The following is a 22,634-nucleotide window of genomic DNA, read 5'->3' as shown; positions in this document are numbered from 1 at the left end:
TCGGCTGCAGCAGCCCTCCCAGGGGAGGGGTGATCCCTAGGCACACTGGATCGCAGCCACGCTCCCCGCGTAGGCGGGGTTTCTCAATCAACGCGGACGACATGGAGACCTCCGTGCAGGTCGTAGTGAAGATCGAAGGGGCCCACGCGGGCATGGCCGTCACCGTCGATCTCAAGGAGGAGTTCCCCGGCGAGCCAGGGATTGTCCTGCCAGGCGCTCAGATCGATCCGACCCTCCAGCTCGGCGATGATCTCGTCGATGACGTCGGCCGCGGTCATGGCTCGTGGCAGTGGCAGGGTGCAGCCGGCGACGAGGCGGCTCAGCCGCCAGCCGGGCGCGGACGCGGCGGGGACGACCACCCCACCGCCGTCGATCCATGGGGGAACCACTAGCCCGTCCGGCGTGCGTACCAGCAACAGGACCTCAAGGGACTCGCCATCGGTGTCGCGGACGTGACCTTTCGCCGCGCGGTCGTCGGCGTTGCCGACGCCACCGGAGAGCCAGCCGATCAGTGGCACCCCGGCCTCGGCGACGGCGGCGAGGCGGAAGCCGTCGGCCTTGAGTTCCTTGGTGGTGATCTCGTCGCGCTGCTTCGCCTCCGCCTCGGCCATCACCGGCTGCCAGGACGGCGGGCCGAGCGCCGCGTCGCCGTAGGCGGCCTGGGTGAGCGGGGCGATGTCCGCCGGCAGCCGCAGCGGCATGCCGTCGAGGTGCGGCAACAGCACTGCGGCGCTGCGGAGCAGCATGGCCGGTTGGTAGACACGGCGTGATCCGGCGACCGGTTGCGGTGGCTCGGTCGTCCAGTCGGCACCGGTGATCCAGCACGTGGGCGTGGTGAGCCGGGCCGGACGGTCGTCGCGCGGGTGACGGTGCAGTCGGCCGATGCGTTGCAGCACCAGGTCGACCGGGGCAAGGTCGGTCACGAGCAGGTCGAAGTCGATGTCAAGAGACTGCTCGGCGACCTGGCTGGCCACGACGACGTGCCGGGCCGGGCGGCTGGCGGTGCCCGGCGGGCCGAAGGTGTCGCGCAACCAGCGGTCCTTCGTCGCACGGTCGATGGCCATGAACCGGGAGTGCGCCACCGACACGGGGGTCTCCGGTCCAAGGGCCGCACGCAGCGCGGCTGCGGTCTCCTGGACCCGGGCCACGGTGTTGCGGACCACGAGGGCACAGCCGCCGTCGGTCAACTGGTCACGCAGCAGTTCCACCAGCGCCGGTACGTCGTCGGCCAGGCGCCGCACCTGGACCTGGCTGACTCGCCCCGAGTCGGCGCAGCTCGTCGCGGTGACGCCGCGCTCGGGCGTGGAGACCGAAACCAGGGGATAACGCAGATCGGCACGGAGCGCGGCGTACGGATCGACGCGCGGCTTGCCCCGGTCGCGCCAGGTGAGCGGGGGCAGCGGCCCGAGCCGACCCGCGTCGTACGCCTTCATGAGCTCGGCCCGTCGGTGAGCCGGCAGGGTCGCCGACAGCACGACGACCGGCACGCCGTACGCCCCGAGCCACTCCAACGCCCGGTCGAGGAACCGCCCCATGTAGACGTCGTAGGCGTGCGCCTCGTCGATGAGGACGATCTTGCCGGCCAGGCCGAGGTGGCGCAGCACCAGGTGCTTGCTGCGCAGCGCCGCGAACAACAGTTGGTCGATGGTTCCCACGACGAAGTTGGACAGCAGGGTCCGTTTGGGGCCGGCGAGCCAGACGTGCACACCGATGTCGGCACCCCCGGCGTCCTCGGCGATGCCGCTCGGCATCGACCTCGTGCGTAGGCGGTCGTACTCGGGGTTGAGGGCCGCCTTGCCGTGTGCCAGCCGCACGTCGCGGTCGCCCCGGCCGACCTGCGTGTCGGGCAGCCGGCGCAGCCAGGACAGCATCCGCCCGAACATGGCGTCGCTGGTGGCTCGGGTCGGCAATGCCAGGTAACAGCCGGACGCCCCGGTCCGCCGGGCGAGGATCTCCACCGCCGCGAGGGCCGCCTCGGTCTTGCCCTCGCCCATCGTCGCCTCGACGATCATCATGCCGGGCACGGGCATGGTCGCGGCCAGCTCGGCGACCGTTCGCTGCACCGGGCGGGGCACCGCACCGGCGGGTAGCGCGAACCGCGCCGCGAACAGCTCGTCCACCGTCGACGGCGGTGCCACAGGCTGCCAGGGAACGGGCAGGTCCAGCAGCTCCCAGCCGGATCGCAGCCGGCCCTCGTCGGTGCTGTCCAGCACGTACGGGAAGAAGTCCTCGTTGCTGGCGATCCAGTCCGCGACGATGACGAGGCCGGTCAGGGCGGCCTGCACGGGCTGCGACAGCGCGACGCCGCTCCACTCGACGAGCCGTTCCCCCGCGCCCGACCGCTCCGCCATCCAGGTCAGCAGTTCCTGCTGCACCCGCTGCCAGGTTGGATCGCCGAGCAGGTGTGGACGCACCTGCACGTCGCGGAGGCCCTCGTCGGTCGGCGGCACTCCGTGATGGCCGCCGACGATGACGGCGTACGGGTGGGGGTCGGTCCAGCCCTGCTGGTCCAGCCAGTCCGCCAGCACGATGTGGCCCGCCGTGGCGTGCGGGGCGTATCTGCGGTCGGCGCGGATCAGGTCCCGGTGGTAGCCGAGCCCGTGGTCGCGCATCCGGTCCGCCAGCGCGTACGCCTGGCAGGCGAAGGCGGGGGTGGCCTTGCCGATGTCGTGCACCCCGGCGATCCAGACGGCCAGGGTGCGGGCGTCCGCCTCGCCCCCGGGCAGCTCGTCGGCGACGCGTCGACGAACCGCCCGGCCCAGCCAGTGGTCCCACAGTTCGCCGGTCACGTCGGCGGTGTCGGCCAGGTGCCGCCAGAGCGGCAGCCAGCCCACCGGGGAGGTGCCCCTCCGATCGGTCTTGCCCCAGACGGACCGTGCCGCGTCGCCCAGCTGGGGGCCGCTGGCGGCGGCGCGGACGCTCACCGGCCCGCCAGCGGCAGCAGCGGACTCGGCGTGCCACTGTGCGACAGGTAGAGCACATCCCGGGCGCGGGTCAGGGCGACGAAGAGGAGACACCGTTCGCGTTGCAGATCCTGCCGGTGGGCATGCGGGTCCTCGGCGGCGGAAGTGAGCGCGTTCGGCGCCGGTAGCACACCCGCGTCGAGCCCGACGACCGCGAGGCACTGGAACTCCAGCCCCTTCATACGGTGCATGGTCGCCACGTGCACCCCGTCGATGCCGCGCTTGTCGTCGGCGACGTCGATGTGGGCCTCGCCCAGGATTCTGCTGATCGCCCTGACGAGTTGGCCGGTGCGAACGGCCACGCCGATGGCGTGCGGTTCCACCCCCTGCTCCAGCCAGGTCCCGACCCGCTCGATCAGCGTCTCCCACTCGCCGTCGCGGCTGTCGGCCACCGCGATCTCGGGCACGCCGCCCCGAGTGATCGAGCGGTAGCCGCGCAACGTGTCGTCCTGCCCGTCCAACCCGACGGCGGCGTCGCCGTTGAGGACCCTGGTCGACAGTTCCAGGATCTCGTGGGTGGTCCGGTAGTTGATGGTCAGCCGCCGCGTCCGGCCACGCACCTCGATGCCGAGCTGGGCGAGGGAGACGTGGCTGTCGTAGATGCGCTGGTACGGGTCGGCGAGCAGGAACATGTCGTTCGGCCCGGGCGCGACGAGTGCCCGCAGCAGACGCCACTGCGCCGGGTGCAGATCCTGACCTTCGTCGACGACGACGTGCCGGTATCGGGCCGGCGAATCGCGCAGGATCGCCGCCGCGTCGTCGGCGAGCTGGGTGTGGGTGCGCAGGCGGCGTTTCGTCAGTTCCCGCACGAAGGCGTCGATCGCGGCCCACACCTGGGCCCGTTGGGCCGCGCGCAGCCCCGCTCCGCGGCCCTTGCGGGATGCGTCGCGATAGGCGTCCAGAGTGGTCAGCCGCTGCGCCAGCACGACCTGCTCCCACTCGTGCCGGAGGAAGGCGGGGCTGAAGGTGGTGACCTGGCCTGCGCGGTTCACGAAGGTGGGACCGGACTTCGCGGTGACCTGCCAGAGCTGGTCGACGATCTCGCTCTCGGCGATCGACAACCTCTTGCCGGCTCGGGCGACGGTGTCGTAGGCCAGCCGGTCGACGCTGATCACGTCGATGCGTGCCCGTACCGCCGGGTCGGTGGTGAGCCGGTGGAGCTGTCGGGTGAGCGCGTCGGCGAGCGCGCGGGTGAAGGTGGTCAGCAGGACCTTCTCGCCCTCCGGCAGCCGCTCGGCGAGGAACACCGCCCGGTGCAGGCCCGTCACCGTCTTTCCCGTCCCGGCGCTGCCGGTCACCAGCGCGGGGCCGCTGTAGGTCTCGCGGTAGGCGATGTCGCGCTGGGTCGGGTGCAGGAAGGTGCGCCACACGTCGAACGGGTGGGCGAGGATGGCGGCGAGTTCCACCGGGCCGGAGACGAAGGCGATCCGCTCGGGCGTACGCCGCGCTGCGGTCAGGAGGTCGTCGGTGTCCACGCCGGAGATGATCCGGTCGGCCTGCTCCGCCCAGACCTCTTCCACGGTCATCCCGCTGGCCAGGCCCAGCAGGATGTCGAGCTGCGCCTCCGGCAGCCGGCCGGCGAGGCTCTCCAGCTGTTTGTCCGTGGCGATGACGCGCAGCAGCGGCACCAGGTCCGCCTCGACGCCGAGGCGCACGAAGTCGGCGGTCGTGACGTGGTCGAACAGGCCGACGCTCGGGGGGTGCGCGGGCTCGGTGCGGGCGAACTCCTCGATGCCGTCCTGATCGCGCATCTCCAGCACGCCGAGGACCTGGTTGACCGTGAACCGGCGGCTCACCGCGAAGGAGATGGCGTCGTCGTGGGGCAGAACGTCGAGAAGCGCGTACTTCTCCTCGCCGAGGGCGAGCACCACGCCGCGATAGAACCTGCCGATCCGGATGGTGCGGATGTTGGGGTCCCGTGCTCCGGTCAGCTTTTCCAGGTGCAGGCCCGCGTGGGTGTGCTCGGCGAACCTGCTGATGGCCGCGAGAACGGCATGCTGCACGCGGCGTTCCAGCCTGGCAAAGGCGGGCAGGAAGCCCCGACCAATGGCCAACTCAGCCATACCAATCCCCTGTTTGCCTGGCGCCTGGGCGTGGGCGCGAGAGTCAGATTTGTCGCGAACCAGACACGCGACCGGCGCTCTTTCCCGCAACATGAACGGCGGCGCAGGCGAAGCCGTCCCCGCCGAGGCACATTGAAGCACCTTGTGAACATAGTTTGCAAGGCTGATCTTGTGTTCGGGGTTCACCAAAGTGCACACCCGGGCAGTCGACTATCGGCGGAGGCCGTCCGATTCAGGGGTTATGCTGGGCCCCGTGCTGACCGGCGAGCGCCTCAAGGACCGGTATGAGCTAGGCCGGAACCCCTTGGCACACAAAGGAATGGGCGAGGTCTGGCCGGCCCGGGACACCCTGCTCGACCGCCAGGTCATCGTGAAGTTCGTCAGCGCCACCCTCCCTGCCCCGGAGGCCGTACGCCGGTTCCGGCGGGAGGCGCTGCTGACCGCCCGCCTCGACCACCCTGGCGTACCGGCCGTCTACGACCTCGGCCACGAGGCCGGCCGTCCGTACGTCGTCTTCCAGAAGATCGACGGGCTCACGCTCGCGGACCTGGTCGCCGAGCAGGGCCCGCTTCCGTTCGGGTGGGTCGCCGCCATCGGCGCTCAGATCAGCAGCGTCCTGCTCGCCGCGCGGCGGATCGGCCTGGTGCACCGCGACCTCAAGCCGAGCAACGTCATGCTGGATACCAGCGGCGCGGTGCAGGTGCTGGACTTCGGCCTGGCGGCGATACACGGCGACGACCGATACTCGCGGATCACCCAGAGCGGGCAGAGCCTGGGCACGGTGGGTTACATGGCACCCGAACAGATCCTCGGGGAGCCCACCGACCACCGCACGGACTTGTACGGCCTGGGTGCCACGCTCTTCGACCTGCTCACCGGCTGCCCGCCATTCGACGGCGTGACCACCATGACGACGGTGCGGCACCAACTGGACGGCCCCCCACCGCGCCCCGCCCGGCTACGACCGGACACCCCCGCCGCGCTCGACGACCTGGTGCACACGCTGTTGGCGATCGACCCCCGGGACCGGCCGGCTTCCGTCGCCGACGTCTATCAAGTGCTAGCACCGCTCTCCCTGGACCGGCCGCCGATTCCCGGAGTGCTCACCGACACCGCCGAGGCGGTGCAGAGCTATGCCGCCATCGTGGGACGAGTCCCGCAGCAGACTCGCCCCACGACGACGACCAGCTCCGCCCAGACCGAGCCCAACGTGGAGCCGACCGCCAGGGAAGCAGACCGGCTGCACGCTGCAGGCGAGTTCCGGGCTGCCGCGCGACTGTGGCGACGGCTCGCCGACCAGCGCGCCGCACAGCACGGCGACGGCGATCCCGTCGCCTTCGATCTGCGGCTGCGGGTCGCTCGGGCGCATGTGGCGCTCGGCGAGCACGGCCGGGCGTTGCGCCAGCTCCAGACGCTGCTGGACGGCCGGGTTCGGGCCGACGACCGGGACCATCCCGAGGTGCTGGGCCTGCGGCAGGAGATCGCGCAGCTCACCGGGCAGGGGCTGGACTCCTCTCCACGCTCGCCTTCCACACTCGGCACGGATCACTGAAGGCCCGGGACAGCAACACCGCCTTCTGCTCCGGAAAGCGAGCGTCCGGGTAGTGGTAGACCCGGGCACAGTTCTGCCCGCGCGTCTCGGTCGCCAGAGCACGCCCCGCCAGCCGCGAGTACATCGCGCTGTGCTTCAACCAGGCCGCCTCCTCGCCGTGCCGATCGAAGCCACGCCCGGTCGCCGCGTGCCCGAACACGTCGTGGACGGCCCGGAACATGTCGTTCTCCTCGTCGCTGAGGAAGGGATGCGGGTTGCCGGTGGCCGCGCTGGCCCACACCTTCAACCGGTGCCGCCGCACGTCGTCGACCATCGACACGGCGTCCGGGTAGGGGTCGGCGTCGACGATCCGCACCGTCACCCCCAGGCCACCGAACTCGACCCGACCCACCAGGAAGGCGTACTGCCGGACCGTCTCCCGGCAGAACACGGCGTACGCGGCCCGGGCCCGCTCGTCCCGGACCGGGGCCGCCAGGTAGGCGTCCGCGATGGCGGCACCCACAACCGGGTCAAGGCGCACCCGTGCGTACGCCTGGGAGTCCATGCCGTCCGGGGCGCGGCAGCCATACCGCCGCGCGCCTCGGCGGACGTAGGGGATCGGCGGAAAGCACGACGACAGGACGGTTGACGGCGGCGGTACGAGCAAGGGTGTTCATGGTCCTCCTTCGGTTGTCGGTGCGGGTGCGGGTTCGGCCTTGCGTGCAGAGCTGGCCGGTCAGCTGGCTGCCGAGACCTCCCGCACGTCGGGCGGCGGTTGCGCAGCAGCGCCGGGGGCGTGGTGCCCTTCGCGGCGCAGCAACTCGCCGAGCACCCGGATCTCGGACACCCGACGGTCCTGGTGGAACTTGGCGAACTTCCCGATGGTCGTGCTTCGGCCACGGCGTGGCATGGGCCCTCCAAAGGCGTCAATCCAGGGGATCACCAAGGAAGATAGATCCTGTGAACCGAGTACACAAGACAGATCGCCATGCTAGCGTTCACGTGTGAGGAAAGCGCGGAGCACGGCCGCCTCCAGCGAGGCCACCCTGACCGCCAGCGACATCGCTCGGCTGGCCAACGTCGGCAGGGCGGCGGTCAGCAACTGGCGTCGCCGGTATGCCGACTTCCCGGCACCCGTGGGCGGCACCCCGGCCAGTCCGTCGTTCAACGCCGGAGAGGTGACGGACTGGCTGCGCCGACACGGCCGGCTGCATCAGGCGGGCACCGCACACTGGGCCTGGCGGCACATCGAGAGCTACCAGCCCGCCTCGCAGATCAGCGATGTGCTCGGCATCGCCGGCGTACTCCTGCTCGTCCGCACTGACCAGGCCGAACCCGGCGGCGACGACCTGCCGCCCCCGGGGCAGCTCGTCGACCACCTCCGCACCCTCGACCCCGACCTGGCGACGCTGATCGGCGACGTGCTGCCGCAACAGTGGACTCCGCAGCTCGCCACGCTCCTGCGCACGGTCGACGAACTCGGCGCGGAGCAGGGAGCAGAAGCCGCCTTCGAGCACCTGCACCACCGGTACGTGACCTCCGCCCACTCCCTGTCCGGCCTGGCCGGCACCCCGGACGCCGTCGCCGATGTGATGCTGACCCTTGCCGGCTCCGGGGCCCACGTCTTCGACTTCGCCAGCGGCACCGGGTCGATCCTGCGCATGGCCGCCGACCGGGCTTTGCGCGACGGCACCACCATCCGGTGCTACGCCCAGGAGATCAACCCGCAGTACGCCATGATCACCCTGCTGCGGCTGTGGTTCGTGCACCTGCGCGCCCGACAGGCGAGGCACGATGCGAAGCCACCCGTCGTACACATCGGAGACAGCCTGCTCGCCGACGGCCTGCCCGATCTGCGGGCCGAGGTCGTCGTGGCCAACTTCCCCTTCGGCGTCCACGACTGGGGCCACGACCGCCTCGCCTACGACCCCCGTTGGACCTACGGCCTGCCCCCGCGAACCGAGCCCGAGCTGGCCTGGGTGCAGCACGCCATGGCTCATCTCTCACCTACGGGCACCGCCGTGGTGCTGATGCCCCCGGCTGCCGCGTCACGCCCGGCCGGTCGCCGGGTGCGCGCGGAGCTGATCCGCCACGGGGCACTGCGCGCGGTCGTCGCCCTCCCCGCCGGCATGATGCCGCCAGCCGGCATCGGCCTGCACATCTGGGTCCTGGCCCAGCCCGACCCGCACCGGCCGCGCGCCGGAGAGTTGCTCATGGTCGACGCCACCGCCTCGGCGGACCGACCGCCCAGCGAGATCGTCGGCTCCGCGTGGGATTCCTACCGATCCAACCAGTACGCGGAGCTGCCCGGCGTCCACCGCGCCCTGCCGGTCATCGACCTGCTCGACGACCAGGTCGACCTGACACCGCAACGCCACCTTCCACAGGGCAGCGCACTGGCCACCAGCCCAGCGCAGGTCATCGCCGGCATCGCCGACTTCGGCAAGCTCCTCGACAGGCTGAAGCGCACGCTGCCCGCTGTGCAGGAAGCACCAGAAGCACCGCTACGCGAAGCGCCCCAGGCCGATGTCGCCGACCTGATCCGGTCCGGCAGCATCACCGTGCAACGGGCCGTCTCCCGCAGCCGATCGACCGCTGCCACCGGCAGCGCCGCCGTGCTGACCGTCTCCGACATCCTGTCCGGCGGCCCCGCGACCGGCTCGGCGGCCCGCAGGGCGGCCGACGGCTCCGGGCCGGAGGTGCTAGCCGGCGACATCCTCATCCCCGTGGTCGGCCACACCATCAGCGCCCGCGTCGCCACCCCGGACCAGGTCGGTGCCGAGATCGGGCCAGGCATCCAGTTGCTGCGCGTCGACACGACCCGCTTCGATCCGTGGTTCGTCGCCGGGGTCATCTCCCGCACGGACAACCTGCGCGTCGCCGGCCGTAGCTCCAGCACCGCAGGTGGCACACTGCGCATCGACGTACGACGCCTCACCATCCCGGTGCTGCCGCTGCACCAGCAGCAGGCGTACGGCCGCGCCTTCCGGCAGTTGGCCGAGTTCCGCAACGCCCTTGGGCAGGCGGCGACGACCGGTGCCACCCTGGCCCGCGAAATCGGCGACAACCTCGTCGTGGGCACCCTCGGCATCACGTCGCCCTCATCGGCCCATCCCGCCTGAGACCGACGGAGCCCGTGGCACCCCGGACCAGGACCCGAAAGGGATCCCACCGGTACGCTGAACTGACTGCGACCGATCGTCACACCCTTCGAACGGAAATGATCTTGCAAGGCAAAGTGAAGGAAAACGAAGTAGTTGATCTTTAGCGCCGCAGGTCAGGAAGACTGCTCCCCGCGCACGCGGGGGTGATCCGGTGAAGCTGTCCCTGCCGCCGCCGGAGATCAAGCTGCTCCCCGCGCACGCGGGGATGATCCGAAGCGTCTTGTGTTCGCCAAGACAAACAGCTTCTGCTCCCTGCGCACGCGGGGATGATCCGGACTGGGACTCGATGCAGTGAGCTCAGGTCATCTACTCCCCGCGCACGCGGGGGTAATCCACCCGACTGCACCACGGAGGCGACGTCCGCCCACCGCTTCCCGTGCAGCAGGGGGCGGCCCCTTGCAGATCAACTACGCACCGCCCAGGCCCTTCGAGACCATGCCCGGCCCCGGCATTGCTACGACTCGGCGACGAAGACGCCGCGCCCCGGCCGACCGACGAGGACGCCTCGCTGCCGCAGAGTAGCTATCGCCCGCTGGATGGTCGAGTGCGAGACGTTGTACTCGTCGGCCATGGTCCGGCCGGAGGGCAACTGCGATCCCGGCGGGTATTCGCCGCTCTTGATCCTCCTCACAAGATCGTCAAGCAACTCATCCATTGTGGGCGGTATAGGCACTTCATGCCCCTTGCAGTCGGTTGGCCCTCCCAGTATCGAGCCGCAATCTGAGGTAGGCAATGCACCTACTGAAGAAGGTGACGATGATGAAGGTGCCGACATAGCCGCAGGATCTGTACTTGACGTAGGTGATGCATGGCGCTAGCGTCGCCGAAAGTGACGTGCTCCATGCGGTCGGTTGGCGCTCTCCGTGCGGTCGCTCATCACCCCAGCGCATTCCCCCAGCCCGGGGTGGCCGGACTCCCCCGGCCCGGCCACCCCGGGCACCCCGACACGCCCTGCCGCCGTACCCGCCGAACGAGGCTGCGGCGGCAGGGCCCACCCCGACCTCCGAGCGGAAGGCGGCCCCGAGTGCGATCACAGCCCGTCCCGAGAGCATCCGACTCGTACGAGCCTGCGAGCCGCCACGAACCGGTCGGCCGATGAGAGGGCCGAACAGCAGGTGGGTGGTGCACGTGCCGATCGTCGTGCCGGACCTGCTCCGCGCCCGGATCCTCGCCCGCACGGCGGCGCGCGTCCTGGCCCAGCTCACCCGGTGTGTCGACGTCGGGGAGGTGACCGTGTCGACCGAGGACGACCAGCGCGTACATCATCGGGTGTTCTGTGACCGGCGGCTGGCCGGCGGCGCGCGGTGCGGCCTGCCCAGCGACCACCTCGCGCCGTGCGCGACCCGCCGCAACCAGCGGGCCTACGAGCGGCGCAAGCCACCGGGGGCGTAGACCTTGGTGTGTCCGGCCTAGACCTACGGCCGTTGCCCGACGACCGTCGACTCCGGACAGTGGACGGATGACTGGTCACGGGGAGCCACGGACCGCCTCACCTGCCGAGGGAAGCGAGCCACCACCGACGCCGGGCCGCTGGCGTCGGCTCGCGCCGGTGCTCGCCCTGTTCGTGCTCGCCCCGTGGGCCGCCGAGTGTTCCTGGGGCGGGTTCGTCGTCACCGACTACCCGCTGGTCCTGATCTTCCTGAGCCCGCTGTACGGCGGGGCCGCCCTGCTGGTGCGGGAGACGGCCCGGCGCACCGGCGGCGGCTGGCCGGCGATAGTCCTGCTGGCCGCCGCGTTCGGGGTGGTCCAGGCCGGGCTGGTCGACCAGTCGCTGTTCAACACCGGCTTCCTCGACGACACGGAGTTCGCGGACTTCGCCGCCGCTGCCGCGCAGACCCGGGTGCCGGTGCTCGGGTTCAGCGTCGGGCAGGCGTTCGACTACGTCGGGAATCATGTCGCGCTGAGCATCTGCGCGCCGATCGCGGTCGTGGAGTCGTTCGTCTCGCCGTACCGTCGGCACCGGCCCTGGCTGCGGTGGCCCGGCCTGCTGGTGGTCGGCGCGCTCTACCTGGCCGGCAGCCTGCTGATCTTCGCCGACAGCGAGGACGGCCGGAAGGGGTTCGTGCTCGCCCCGGCCCAGCTCGTCTTCGCGGTGCTGGTCGTGCTGGCGCTCGTCGCCGCCGCGCTGCTGCCGCGCTGGCGTCGCGACCGGCCCGCGCCAGCTCCGGGCCGGCGGGCGGCGCCGGCTCCGCTGTGGGTCGGCATCCTGGTGTACGCCGGGCACGCCACCGTCGGCCTGGTGCCCGGCTGGGCGGGGGTGGCGCTGCGCACGATGCTCACCGCAGGCATCGTGGCGCTGGTGGTCGGGTGGTCGCGGCGGGCTGGATGGGGTCAGCGGCACGTCCTCGCCGCCTGGTCCGCCGGCCTGCTCTCCGCCGCCAGTTTCGCCTACGTCGTGCCGAGCTACGCGCCGTCGTCGCCGGTGATGGCCCTGGTCAGCGACATAGCGGTCAGCGTCATCGCGGTTGCCCTGGTCGGCGGCGCGTTCCTGCGGCTGCGCCGCGAGCGGCGGTGAGAAGGGTGCCCTTCTATGCCGTATGCGTTAAAAGGGGGCCCTTCCTTACACCTCGGGGCCGGCGGTGAGCACGTCGGCGAGCAGGTCGCCGTGCTTGTCCACCCGCTTGAGCACCTCTTCCGCCGTGTAGGGGCGGGCAGCCGGGCGCTTCCCGGCCGCGCCGGCCGCCACCTCGTCCCAGGTCAGCGGCGTCGACACCGCCGGCACGGGCTGGGCGCGCAGCGAGTACGGGGCGACGGTCGTCTTCGCCGCGTTGTTCTGGCTCCAGTCGATGAAGACCTTCCCGCCGCGCAGGTTCTTCGCCATCTTCGACACGACCAGCTTCGGGTGGGTTTCCTCCAGCTCGCGGGCGACCCGGTGGGCATAGTCGGAGACCGTGTCCGAGGACTGGGTGCCGGCGATCGGGCAGCAGAGCTGCATGCCCTTCTTGCCCGACGTCTTCGGATAGGAGTCGAGCCCGTCGAGAGCCAGCCGGTCGCGCAGCAGCAGCGCCACCTGGCTGCATTCGCGCAGCCCGGCCGGGGGGCCGGGGTCGAGGTCGACGACCAGCAGGTCGGGGTGGCTGCCGATCTTCCACTGCGGGGTGTGCAGTTCCAGGGCGGCGAGGTTGGCCAGCCAGACGAGGGTGGGCAGGTCGTCGGCGACCACGTAGTCGATGGTCTCGCGGCCCTTGGTGGAGCCGGGGGCGGGAAGGTTCTCGGTGCGTACCCAGGCGGGGGTGGCGGCGGGGGCGTTCTTCTCGAAGAAGCTCTTGTCCTCGACGCCGTTGGGGTAGCGGATGCGGGTGAGTGCCCGGTCGGCGAGGTGCGGCAGGAGCACCGGGGCGATGCGGGTGTAGTAGTCGATCACCTCGCCCTTGGTGAAGCCTGCGGCCGGGTAGAGCACCTTGTCCAGGTTGGACAGCTCCAGCGCGCGGCCCTGCACGTCGACCTTGAGCCGGTCAGCCGGCATCGTCCACCTCCTCGGGCTGCTTGTCGGGGCGCAGCCGCAGCACCCGGGGGAAGCGCAGCCGGCCGTCGGGGGTGCGCTGGCCGTACTTCACCTCCACCACGACCCTGGGGTGTACCCAGTGTGCGCCCCGGGCATCCTCGCGGGGCACGTCGCTGGCGAACGGGGAGCTTCCCGAGCGCAGGGGCTCCAGCTCGCGCAGCAGCTCGCGTTCGAGGGCCGCGCCGATGCCGCCGCCGACGCGGCCCCGGTAGGTGAGCCGGCCGTCGGGGCGGGGCACGCCGACGAGCAGGCCGCCGATCTTGCGGGCCCCGGGCCGCCAGCCGCCGACGACGAAGTCGCCGGTGACCTCCAGCTTGACCTTGACCCAGTCGGGCGAGCGGACGCCGGGCCGGTAGGCCGAGCCGGCGCGCTTGGCCATCACCCCTTCGAGGCCGTGTTCGCCGGCCGCCTCGTAGGTGGCGGGCCCGTCGGCGAAGACGGGGGGCACGGCCCACCGGGCGCCGCCGAGTCCGAGGCCCTCCAGCAGGTCGCGGCGTTCGCGCCAGGGCCGGCCGGTGAGGTCCGCGCCGCGCAACCGCAACAGATCGAAGATCAGATACGTCACGGGTACGCTCGCCGCGAGCCGGGCCGCCTTCGCCGGATTGCGCACGTGCATCCGTTCGGCGAGCGCGGTGAAGGAGGGCTGACCGGCCTGGTCGAGCAGCACCACCTCGCCGTCGAGCAGGGCGTCGTCGACCTGCTCGGCGAGGGTGATCAGCTCCGGGTAGGCGGCGGTGATCTGCACGCCGGAGCGGGCGTACAGGTGTTGCCGGCCGCCGACGATGTCGGCGAGCGCGCGTACGCCGTCCCACTTGAACTCGTACGCCCAGTCGGCGCCGGCGGGCAGCGGGCCGGTCGTCGCGAGCATCGGCTTCAGCGGCGCGCCGGGCATTTCCTGACTGTAGTAGGGCAACAGAAGTCATCGCGCCCGCTTCGATCCTTTGCGATCCTGATCTGTAGCCGGGGAGAGGAGCGGGGGATGCGGGCGATCTGGAAGGGGGCCGTCTCGTTCGGGCTGGTCTCGATCGCGGTGAAGCTCTATTCGGCCACCGAGGAGAAGGACATCCGCTTCCACCAGGTGCACCGGGAGGACGGGGGGCGCATCCGGTACAAGCGCACCTGTTCGGTGTGCGGTGAGGAGGTCACCTACGACGACATCGCCAAGGGGTACGACATCGGCGGCGGCGAGATGGTGATCCTGACCGACGAGGACTTCGCGGACCTGCCGCTGACCACGTCACGCGCGATCGACGTGCTGGAGTTCGTCCCGGCGGAGCAGGTCGACCCGATCCTCTACAACAAGGCGTACTTCCTGGAGCCGGAGGGCGCGGCGACGAAGCCGTACGTGCTGCTGCGCGACGCGCTGGCCGACTCGGAGCGGGTGGCGATCGTCAAGGTGGCGCTGCGCCAGCGGGAGCAGTTGGCGACCCTGCGGGTGCGCGAGGGGGTGCTGCTGCTCAACACGATGCTGTGGCCGGACGAGGTGCGTACCCCCGATTTCGGTTTCCTGGGCGAGGACCTGAAGGTCCGGCCGCCGGAGCTGGCGATGGCCAGCTCGTTGATCGACTCGATGGCGGGCGAGTTCGAGCCGGAGGTCTTCACCGACGACTACCGGGCGGCGTTGCAGGAGGTCATCGACGCGAAGGTGGAGGGCCGGGAGGTCGTCGCGCCGGAGGAGGTCGAGGAGGCCCCGGCGGCGGCGGTGGACCTGATGGCGGCGCTGAAGGCGTCGGTGGAGCGGGCCCGGGCGGCGCGCGGGGAGCAGCCGGAGCGCGGCGGCGAACCGACCCCGATCACGTCGGCCCGGTCGGCGCAGAAGGCCACGAAGGCGGCGAAGGAGGCGAAGGCCCCGACGCGGAAGGCTGCCGAGAAGAAGCCGGCGGCGAAGAAGACCGGCGGGAGCGGCGGCGGGTCCGCCGGGGGCGCGAAGGCCACCGGGGGTACGCAGAAGGCGGCCCCCGGGAAGGCCACGACGAAGGCGGCGGGGGCGAAGGCCGAGAAGAAGGCTCCGGCGCGGAAGGCCGCCCCGAAGAAGGCGGCGCCCCGCAAGACCGCCTAGCCGGGTCGTTCCGGGATCGGCCCCGCAGTCAGCCCTGTTCGGCGAGCCGCCGGCGGTCGAGCCCCTCGATCAGCAGGTCGAGGGCGAACGCGAACTCGTCCTCGTCGTCGCAGCCGCCGAGGGCCCCGCTGTGCGAGACCGCGACGGCGAGTTCCGCGATGTGCGGCATGCTCTCGGCCCAGGCGGCTGCCTGCGCGGCGGCCGCCTCCCCGGTCGCGGCGGTGTTCGGCGAGTCGTCGAACAGGTCCTGGCTGAAGCCGAGGATCCGGCTGCCGAGCAGGTGCAGGGCGTGGTGGCTCAGGCTCACCGAGCAGCCGCCGCCCCGCAGCACGGCGAGCACCCGCTCGATGTGCCGCAGCACGGCCGGGGTGGGCGTGTCGCGGGCCTCCAGCACGCGGGCCGCCCAGGGATGGCGCAGCATCGTCCGGCGGGCCCGCATGATCAGCGCCCGCAGTTGGTCGGTCCACGGCCCGGGGGCACCTGCGCCTGCCGGGCCGCTGCCGGCCGCAGCCTCGCCGCCGGCCCCGGTCCCGCCGCCGAGTGCGGCGGCCCCGATCTCGCCGTCGGCCTCGATCTCGGCGGCGACGGCGTCGACCATCGCGGCGAGCAGGGTGTCCTTGTCGCGCAGGTGGTAGTAGATCGACATCGCGTCCACGCCGAGGTGCTGGGCGAGCCGCCGCATGCTCAGCCCGGCGAGGCCGTCCCGGTCGGCGAGGCCGATCGCGGCGACGACGATCGCCTCCCGGCTGAGGCGGGCGGGGGCGCGGGTCGCGGAGCGGTCGTCTGCGTGTCGGGGCACCTTCGGATCCTACTTGCCGCCCTACGGCGTAGGGCTTACCCTACGGTGTAGACCTACACCGTAGAAAAGAGGCTGCCATGGGCACGTCCCCCAAACCCCCGCCGAGGTGGTTCGTCCGCAGCGCCTGGCTGGGCCACAAGGCCCTGCTGCGCGTCACCGCCGACCGGGTGGGCCTGAGCGCCCCGACGCCGGGCGGCCGGTTCGGCATGCTGCGGCTGCACACGACCGGCCGCCGCTCGGGCCGGCCGCGCGCCGTCATCGTCGGCTACATCCGCGACGGCGACCGGTTCGTCACCCTCGCCATGAACGGCTGGGACGCGGCCGACCCCGCCTGGTGGCTCAACCTCCAGGCCCACCCGCGGGCGACCGTCGACCTCGGCGGCGAGTCCCGCGAGGTGACCGCCCACCGGGCCACCGGAGCCGAGCGCGACCGGCTGTGGTCGGCGCTGCACGACTACCGGGGCTACGGCGACCTGGACGGCCTCGCCGCCCACCGGGGCCGGGACACCGCGATCGTCGTCCTGACCCCGGTGCCCGCCTAGGCTGCCGCCCGGCGGCCGGACCGGCGACACGGACCGACGGCCGGACCGATCAGGAATCAAGAAGCACAGGTCAGTCGCCCGCAACTAGCGTGACCGGCATGGACATCACCATTCACACGAGCTTCCTGCCGCACACCGACCCGGAGGAGTCCCTCGCCTTCTACCGCGACGTGCTCGGCTTCGAGGTCCGCAACGACGTCGGCACGGGCACCATGCGCTGGATCACCGTCGGCCCCGCCGGCCAGCCCGGCACCAGCATCCTCCTGGCCCCGCCGGCCGTCGACCCCGGCATCACCGACGACGAGCGGCGCACGATCGCCGAGATGATGGCGAAGGGGACGTACGGCTGGATCCTGCTGGCCACGCCCGACCTGGACGGCACCTTCGAGAAGATCCAGGCCAGCGACGCCGAGGTCGTCCAGGAGCCGACCGAGCAGCCGTACGGGATGCGCGACTGCGCCTTCCGCGACCCCGCCGGCAACCTCGTCCGGATCCAGGAGCTGCGCTGAGCATGGCCGCGGAGACGGGGTCGGAGTCGACCGCGCGGCGCGGCGCCGGGGGTCACGACGTGATCCGGGTGCGGGGCGCACGCGAGAACAACCTGAAGGACGTCAGCGTCGACCTGCCGAAGCGGCAGCTCACCGTGTTCACGGGCGTGTCCGGCTCCGGCAAGAGCTCGCTGGTGTTCGGCACCGTCGCGGCGGAGTCGCAGCGGCTGATCAACGAGACGTACAGCGCCTTCGTGCAGGGCTTCCTGCCGACGCTGGCCCGGCCCGAGGTCGACGTGCTCGACGGGTTGACCACGGCCATCGTCGTCGACCAGCAGCGGCTGGGCGGCGACGTGCGCTCGACCGTCGGCACCGTCACCGACGCCAACGCGATGCTGCGCATCCTGTTCAGCCGGCTGGGGCAGCCGCACGTCGGGCCGCCGGCCGCGTTCTCCTTCAACGTGCCGTCGGTGCGGGCGAGCGGCGCGATCACGGTGGAGCGCGGCGGCGGCCGGACCGTACGGCAGACCTTCACCCGCACCGGCGGCATGTGCCCACGCTGCGAGGGCCGGGGCACGGTCTCCGACCTCGACCTCGCCCAGCTCTTCGACGACTCGAAGTCGATCGCCCAGGGCGCGATCACCATCCCCGGCTGGAAGGCCGACAGCTTCTGGACGGTGCGGGTCTACGCCGAGTCGGGCTTCCTCGACCCGCACAAGCCGATCCGCGAGTTCACGGCGCAGGAGCGGCACGACTTCCTGCACCGGGAGCCGACCCGGGTGAAGGTGGAGGGCGTCAACCTCACGTACGAGGGGCTGATCCCCAAGGTCCAGAAGTCGTTCCTCGCGAAGGACCGCGAGGCGATGCAGCCGCACGTCCGGGCGTTCGTGGACCGGGCGGTCACCTTCACCGCGTGCCCGGAGTGCGGCGGCACCCGGCTCGGCGAGGCCGCCCGCTCCGCCCGGATCGGCGGCGTCAACATCGCCGACGCCTGCGCGATGCAGATCAGCGACCTGGCCGAGTGGGTCCGCGGTCTCGACGAGCCGTCGGTCGCGCCGCTGCTGGACAAGCTGCACCAGACCCTCGCCTCGTTCGTGGAGATCGGGCTGGGCTACCTGTCGCTGGACCGGCCGTCGGGCACGCTGTCGGGCGGCGAGGCGCAGCGGGTGAAGATGCTGCGGCACCTCGGCTCCCCGCTCACCGACGTCACGTACGTCTTCGACGAACCCACGACGGGCCTGCACCCGCACGACGTCAGGCGGATGAACGACCTGCTGCTGCGGCTGCGGGACAAGGGGAACACGGTGCTCGTCGTGGAGCACAAGCCGGACACCATCGCGATCGCCGACCACGTCGTCGACCTGGGGCCCGGCGCGGGCGCGGCCGGCGGCGCCGTCTGCTTCGAGGGCACCGTCGAGGGGCTGCGGGCCAGCGGCACCGTGACCGGCCGTCACCTCGCCGACCGGGTCGCCCTCAAGGAGACGGTACGCACGCCCACGGGCCGGCTGCCGATCCGGGGCGCGTCGACCCACAACCTGCGCGACGTCGACGTCGACATCCCGCTCGGCGTGCTCGTCGTCGTCACCGGCGTGGCCGGCTCGGGCAAGAGCTCGCTGGTGCACGGGTCGATCCCGGCCGGCGCGGGGGTCGTGTCGGTCGACCAGGGCCCGATCCGGGGTTCGCGGCGGAGCAACCCTGCGACGTATACGGGGCTGCTCGACCCGGTCCGCAAGGCGTTCGCGAAGGCCAACGGCGTGAAGCCGGCCCTGTTCAGCGCCAACTCGGAGGGCGCCTGCCCCGGCTGCAACGGCGCGGGCGTGGTCTACGTGGACCTGGCGATGATGGCCGGGGTCGCCACGGTGTGCGAGGAGTGCGAGGGGCGGCGGTTCGAGGCGTCGGTGCTGGAGTACCGCCTCGGCGGCCGGGACATCGCCGAGGTGCTGGCGATGCCGGTCACCGAGGCGCGGGAGTTCTTCGGCGACGGCGAGGCCCGTACGCCGGCCGCGCGGGCGATCCTCGACCGCCTCGCCGACGTGGGGCTGGGGTATCTCACCCTGGGCCAGCCGCTCAGCACGCTGTCCGGTGGCGAGCGGCAGCGGCTCAGGCTGGCCACCCACCTGGGCACCGAGGGCGGCGTGTACGTCCTCGACGAGCCGACCGCCGGCCTACACCTCGCCGACGTCGGGCAGCTGCTGGGGCTGCTCGACCGGCTCGTCGACGCCGGCAAGTCGGTGCTCGTCGTCGAGCATCATCTGGCGGTCGTGGCGCACGCCGACTGGGTCGTCGACCTCGGCCCCGGAGCGGGCCACGACGGGGGTCGGATCGTCTTCGAGGGCACGCCGGCCGCCCTGGCCGCCGCCCGCTCCACGCGCACGGGCGAGCACCTCGCGGCGTACATCGGGGGGTGAGGAGGGGTCCCTTGTCAACGCAAACGGTGGAGAGGGGTCCCCTTCTCACCGCGGGTGTTGACAGGGGGCCCTTCCTTGCAGGTGGGGGTCAGCCGCGGCCGAGCTTCTGGGTGGGGGTGATCCGGACGATCACCCGCACCTCGCCGGGCTGCCCGAACGGGTAGGTCTCCTGGCCGAGGTACTTCTGCGCCATCTTGTCGATGTGCGCGTCGGCCCCCTCCTCGACGAACTCGGCGGTGCCCTTGACCCACAGGGTGCGGAAGTCGTTGGCCTTGTCCACCACGGAGACGGCCACGATCGGGGTCCGCTGGATGTTGTTGTACTTCTGCCGCCCCTTGGCGGTGTTGAACACGATGTGCTCGCCGTCCGTGTCCACCCAGACCGGCGTGACGTGCGGGCTGCCGTCGGGCTCGATGGTGGCCACGTGGGCGAGCTGCGGTTCGGCCAGCAGGGCCAGGTCTTCTTCGGTGAGGATCGCCATGGTCGACAAGCTACCCCCGTCGACGCCCGCGCGCCGGCAACCGCAGCCGGTCGGACCGGTGGGGTGGCGGCCGAGGCAGCACCGTGGGCAGCAGGGCGGGTACCGTGTGCGCTGGCCTAGGCAGCGGCCGCCGGGCCCCCCACCTCTTGATCAGGGAGTCGACGTGAGCGAGCGTGTGCAGAACCGGTCGGCGGGCCAGGGCCCGGGCAAGGCGGAGCGGCGACTGGCCGCCCAGCTGGCGGCGAAGAAGGCCGCCGAGAAGAAGCGCCGCCTCCAGTCGATCGTCGGCGCGCTCGCCGGTGTCGCCGTCGTCGGCGTGCTGATCACCGTGTTCGTGGTGGTCAACCAGGGCAAGGACGACGCGCCGGAGGAGGTCGCCTCCGCCCCGTCGGCGACCGCGCCGGCCGAGGAGCAGCCGCCCACCGCGCCGCCCGCCCCGCAGCTGCCCGAGGGGTCGGACCCGGCGCTGGCCACCAAGCCGAAGGTCGAGGCGGGCAAGGGCGAGCTGAAGAAGCTCACCGTCAAGACGCTGATCGAGGGCAAGGGCGCGGCGGTGAAGGCCGGGCAGCAGATCACCACCAACTACGTGGGCGTGTTCTACGCCGACGGCAAGGAGTTCGACGCGTCCTGGAACAGCGGCCAGCCGGCCACCTTCCCGATCGGCGTCGGCCAGGTCATCAAGGGCTGGGACCAGGGCCTCGTCGGGGTAAAGGTGGGCAGCCGGGTGCAGCTCGACATCCCCGCCGAACTGGCGTACGGCAACGACTCCTCGGGCGGCCGGCCGGCCGGACCGCTGCGGTTCGTCGTCGACGTGCTCGCCGCGCAGTAGCCCGCACCTGGTGCGGTAGTTCACAACAGTCTTTCTTCCCGTCGCCTACGACCAGTAGGTTCGGGGTCACCGTGGGCGGTCCCGCCCGCCGCACGGTGACCCCATCGACGCGGAGGTGCACGTGGCGGCGCTGGACGATCCGGGGATCGCCCGGTTGATGTGGACGCACTTCGAGCCGGTGCACACCGTGACCTATTTCCATCCCCGGGCGCGGGCGGCGTTCGAGGCGGTCGGGCTGCGCGGCTTCTGGCGGGGCTACTTCGCCGGCCGGGCCGCCCCGCTGGGCGCCGTGGAGGCCGCCCCGGTGGTGGCCGCGTTCTTCAGCTTCGCCCCGCCCGTGGTGGCGCGGGCCGTGCCGGCGGTGTGGCAGTTGGTGACGCCGGCCGAGGCGCTGCGGGCCCGGCTCACCGGTGCCGTGCAGGCGCTGGCGGAGCTGGCGTACGAGCTGCCGGAGCGGCACCTCGCGGAGGCCGCCGGGGCGGCGCGGCCGGAGGGCCGGGTGCTGGGTGCGGCCAACGCCGCCCTGCTGGCCGCCGAATACCCGCTGGCCCGGCTGTGGCAGGCCGCGACGACGCTGCGGGAGCACCGGGGCGACGGGCACATCGCGGCGCTGGTCGCCGCCGGCCTGGACCCGGTGGAGACGCTCGCCTGGCGGGTCGCCGAGGGCATGCCGGAGCTGAACCTGCTGGGCCGGGGCTGGTCGCCGCAGGAGTGGGAGGCGGCGGCCGGGCGGCTCGCCGAGCGGGGCTGGCTGACCGGGGACGGGAAGCCGACCGAGCACGGCCGGGCGGAGTTCCGGGCGGTGGAGGACGCCACCGACGTGGCCGCCCTGCACCCGTGGCAGGCGCTCGGCGCGGAGCGCACCGACCGGTTGCGGGAGTTGCTGGAGCCGCTGGCCCGGGCCGGGCACACGGTGATCCCGCCGGAGAACCCGATCCGCCTGCCGCCGCTGCCGGCCTGACCCGCCCCGCCGACGACGCCAGCCCGCCCGAGAGGCCGACAGTGGTCGCCGGGCCGCCCCGGGAAGCGGGCGGGTGAGGGCTCGGGCAGGATGGTGCCCGTGGCGGATGCGGTGGTCTTCGACCTGGACGGCGTGATCGTGGACTCCGAGCCGGTCTGGGAGGAGGTGCGCCGGGCGTACGTGGCGACGCACGGCGGCACCTGGCAGCCCGACACCCAGCGACGGCTGATGGGGATGAGCACGGGCGAGTGGGCCCGCTACCTCAGCGGCGAGCTGGGCGTCGACCGGACGGCCGAGCAGGTCGCCGTCGAGGTGGTCGACGAGATGGCCCGGCGGTACGCCGAGCGCGTACCGGTGATCGACGGGGCCGACGAGGTGGTGCGCCGGCTGGCGGCGCGGTGGCCGTTGGGGCTGGCCAGTTCCTCGCCGACGCGGCTGATCGCGGCGGCGCTGGCGGCGACGGGGCTCACGGAGGCGTTCGGCGCGACGCTGTCGACGGAGGAGACCGAGCGGGGCAAGCCGGCCCCGGACGTCTACCTGGAGGTGGCCCGGCGGCTCGGCGTCGATCCGGCGCGCTGCGTGGCGGTGGAGGACTCCTCGAACGGGGTGCGCTCGGCCGCCGCGGCGGGGATGCGGGTGGTGGCGGTGCCGCACGGGACGTACCCGTTGGATCCGGACGCCGAGGCGCTCGCGGCCGTGGTGCTGCCGGCGGTGGGTGACCTGACCCCGGAGGTCGTCGCCGACCTCGGCTGACCGCGCGGGCAGCCCGGCCATGCGGGCCGGGCGGCCGGTCTGCCTGAATCGCGGCCTTCACCCGGCTTGCCCGCCTACCGTCGGTGGC

20 protein-coding genes are annotated in these 22,634 nt (G+C 72.2%); 11 read left to right on the top strand and 9 right to left on the bottom strand.

Annotated elements, in window-relative coordinates:
- Positions 1-83: 83 nt before the first annotated feature.
- Together cas3 and LPU61_RS26430 are read right to left on the bottom strand one after the other, a co-directional pair.
- Complete coding sequence (cas3, locus tag LPU61_RS26435) at positions 84-2,924, bottom strand: CRISPR-associated helicase Cas3' (RefSeq protein ID WP_229406491.1); 2,841 nt, start codon at positions 2,922-2,924, stop codon at positions 84-86.
- The gene (locus LPU61_RS26430) at positions 2,921-4,966 is read right to left on the bottom strand and encodes a UvrD-helicase domain-containing protein (RefSeq protein WP_229406490.1); all 2,046 of its coding nucleotides are present in this window, start codon (positions 4,964-4,966) and stop codon (positions 2,921-2,923) included. Before LPU61_RS26430 ends, cas3 begins: the two co-directional genes overlap by 4 nt.
- A gap of 364 nt (positions 4,967-5,330) precedes the next feature.
- Here LPU61_RS26430 and LPU61_RS26425 point away from each other — a divergent pair, with 364 nt between their 5' ends.
- Positions 5,331-6,578 carry a serine/threonine-protein kinase gene (locus LPU61_RS26425; RefSeq protein ID WP_229406489.1) on the top strand — a complete coding sequence of 416 codons (1,248 nt, stop codon included), beginning with the start codon at positions 5,331-5,333 and terminating at the stop codon, positions 6,576-6,578.
- Here the strand turns inward: LPU61_RS26425 and LPU61_RS26420 are convergent.
- Together LPU61_RS26420 and LPU61_RS26415 are read right to left on the bottom strand one after the other, a co-directional pair.
- Entirely contained in the window at positions 6,517-7,098 is a 582-nt protein-coding gene (locus tag LPU61_RS26420) for a hypothetical protein (RefSeq protein WP_229406488.1), read from the bottom strand. The genes LPU61_RS26425 and LPU61_RS26420 overlap by 62 nt on opposite strands.
- Before the next feature lie 195 nt (positions 7,099-7,293).
- On the bottom strand, positions 7,294-7,467 hold the full coding sequence (locus LPU61_RS26415; RefSeq protein ID WP_229406487.1) for a hypothetical protein: 174 nt from the start codon (positions 7,465-7,467) through the stop codon (positions 7,294-7,296).
- Positions 7,468-7,561: 94 nt separating this feature from the next.
- Here LPU61_RS26415 and LPU61_RS26410 point away from each other — a divergent pair, with 94 nt between their 5' ends.
- Entirely contained in the window at positions 7,562-9,679 is a 2,118-nt protein-coding gene (locus LPU61_RS26410) for a class I SAM-dependent DNA methyltransferase (protein ID WP_229406486.1), read from the top strand.
- Between the two features lie 496 nt (positions 9,680-10,175).
- Here LPU61_RS26410 and LPU61_RS26405 read toward each other — a convergent pair whose 3' ends face one another.
- The gene (locus LPU61_RS26405) at positions 10,176-10,376 is read right to left on the bottom strand and encodes a winged helix-turn-helix domain-containing protein (RefSeq protein ID WP_229406485.1); all 201 of its coding nucleotides are present in this window, start codon (positions 10,374-10,376) and stop codon (positions 10,176-10,178) included.
- A 440-nt stretch (positions 10,377-10,816) separates the two neighbouring features.
- On the opposite strand from LPU61_RS26405, the gene LPU61_RS26400 reads away from it, so the two are divergent.
- Both LPU61_RS26400 and LPU61_RS26395 read left to right on the top strand, forming a co-directional pair.
- Positions 10,817-11,113: a hypothetical protein gene (locus LPU61_RS26400; protein ID WP_229406484.1), complete on the top strand. Its 297-nt coding sequence runs from the start codon at positions 10,817-10,819 to the stop codon at positions 11,111-11,113.
- Positions 11,114-11,270: 157 nt separating this feature from the next.
- Entirely contained in the window at positions 11,271-12,236 is a 966-nt protein-coding gene (locus tag LPU61_RS26395; protein WP_229406483.1) for a hypothetical protein, read from the top strand.
- Between the two features lie 45 nt (positions 12,237-12,281).
- On the opposite strand, the gene ligD (LPU61_RS26390) is transcribed toward LPU61_RS26395, so the two are convergent.
- Both ligD (LPU61_RS26390) and ligD (LPU61_RS26385) read right to left on the bottom strand, forming a co-directional pair.
- Positions 12,282-13,187 carry a non-homologous end-joining DNA ligase gene (gene ligD, locus LPU61_RS26390; protein ID WP_229406482.1) on the bottom strand — a complete coding sequence of 302 codons (906 nt, stop codon included), beginning with the start codon at positions 13,185-13,187 and terminating at the stop codon, positions 12,282-12,284.
- Positions 13,177-14,118, bottom strand: coding sequence for a non-homologous end-joining DNA ligase (ligD, locus tag LPU61_RS26385; RefSeq protein WP_229406481.1), 942 nt, complete (start codon positions 14,116-14,118; stop codon positions 13,177-13,179). Before ligD (LPU61_RS26385) ends, ligD (LPU61_RS26390) begins: the two co-directional genes overlap by 11 nt.
- Positions 14,119-14,205: 87 nt before the next feature.
- On the opposite strand from ligD (LPU61_RS26385), the gene LPU61_RS26380 reads away from it, so the two are divergent.
- On the top strand, positions 14,206-15,285 hold the full coding sequence (locus tag LPU61_RS26380; protein ID WP_229406480.1) for a Ku protein: 1,080 nt from the start codon (positions 14,206-14,208) through the stop codon (positions 15,283-15,285).
- A 28-nt stretch (positions 15,286-15,313) separates the two neighbouring features.
- On the opposite strand, the gene LPU61_RS26375 is transcribed toward LPU61_RS26380, so the two are convergent.
- Entirely contained in the window at positions 15,314-16,084 is a 771-nt protein-coding gene (locus LPU61_RS26375; RefSeq protein WP_229406479.1) for a TetR/AcrR family transcriptional regulator, read from the bottom strand.
- 77 nt (positions 16,085-16,161) lie between these two features.
- On the opposite strand from LPU61_RS26375, the gene LPU61_RS26370 reads away from it, so the two are divergent.
- The 3 genes from LPU61_RS26370 (at position 16,162) to LPU61_RS26360 (ending at position 19,522) form a co-directional block, all read left to right on the top strand.
- Positions 16,162-16,626 carry a nitroreductase/quinone reductase family protein gene (locus LPU61_RS26370; RefSeq protein ID WP_229406478.1) on the top strand — a complete coding sequence of 155 codons (465 nt, stop codon included), beginning with the start codon at positions 16,162-16,164 and terminating at the stop codon, positions 16,624-16,626.
- Between the two features lie 98 nt (positions 16,627-16,724).
- Entirely contained in the window at positions 16,725-17,135 is a 411-nt protein-coding gene (locus LPU61_RS26365; RefSeq protein ID WP_229406477.1) for a VOC family protein, read from the top strand.
- Between the two features lie 2 nt (positions 17,136-17,137).
- Positions 17,138-19,522: an excinuclease ABC subunit UvrA gene (locus tag LPU61_RS26360; protein WP_229406476.1), complete on the top strand. Its 2,385-nt coding sequence runs from the start codon at positions 17,138-17,140 to the stop codon at positions 19,520-19,522.
- A gap of 88 nt (positions 19,523-19,610) precedes the next feature.
- Here LPU61_RS26360 and LPU61_RS26355 read toward each other — a convergent pair whose 3' ends face one another.
- On the bottom strand, positions 19,611-20,003 hold the full coding sequence (locus tag LPU61_RS26355; RefSeq protein WP_043961524.1) for a PPOX class F420-dependent oxidoreductase: 393 nt from the start codon (positions 20,001-20,003) through the stop codon (positions 19,611-19,613).
- A 163-nt stretch (positions 20,004-20,166) separates the two neighbouring features.
- On the opposite strand from LPU61_RS26355, the gene LPU61_RS26350 reads away from it, so the two are divergent.
- From LPU61_RS26350 to LPU61_RS26340, 3 genes are all read left to right on the top strand, one after another.
- Positions 20,167-20,832 (top strand): FKBP-type peptidyl-prolyl cis-trans isomerase, encoded by a 666-nt coding sequence (locus LPU61_RS26350; RefSeq protein WP_229406475.1) that lies wholly within the window; start codon positions 20,167-20,169, stop codon positions 20,830-20,832.
- 157 nt (positions 20,833-20,989) lie between these two features.
- Positions 20,990-21,793, top strand: a complete 804-nt coding sequence (locus tag LPU61_RS26345) for a hypothetical protein (RefSeq protein ID WP_229406626.1) — start codon at positions 20,990-20,992, stop codon at positions 21,791-21,793.
- A 90-nt stretch (positions 21,794-21,883) separates the two neighbouring features.
- Complete coding sequence (locus LPU61_RS26340) at positions 21,884-22,546, top strand: HAD family phosphatase (RefSeq protein WP_229406474.1); 663 nt, start codon at positions 21,884-21,886, stop codon at positions 22,544-22,546.
- Positions 22,547-22,634: the final 88 nt, after the last annotated feature.

Source organism: Micromonospora sp. NBRC 110038, assembly GCF_020884815.1.
Classification (GTDB): domain Bacteria; phylum Actinomycetota; class Actinomycetes; order Mycobacteriales; family Micromonosporaceae; genus Micromonospora; species Micromonospora haikouensis.
This window is presented reverse-complemented; position numbering and strand designations above follow the sequence as displayed.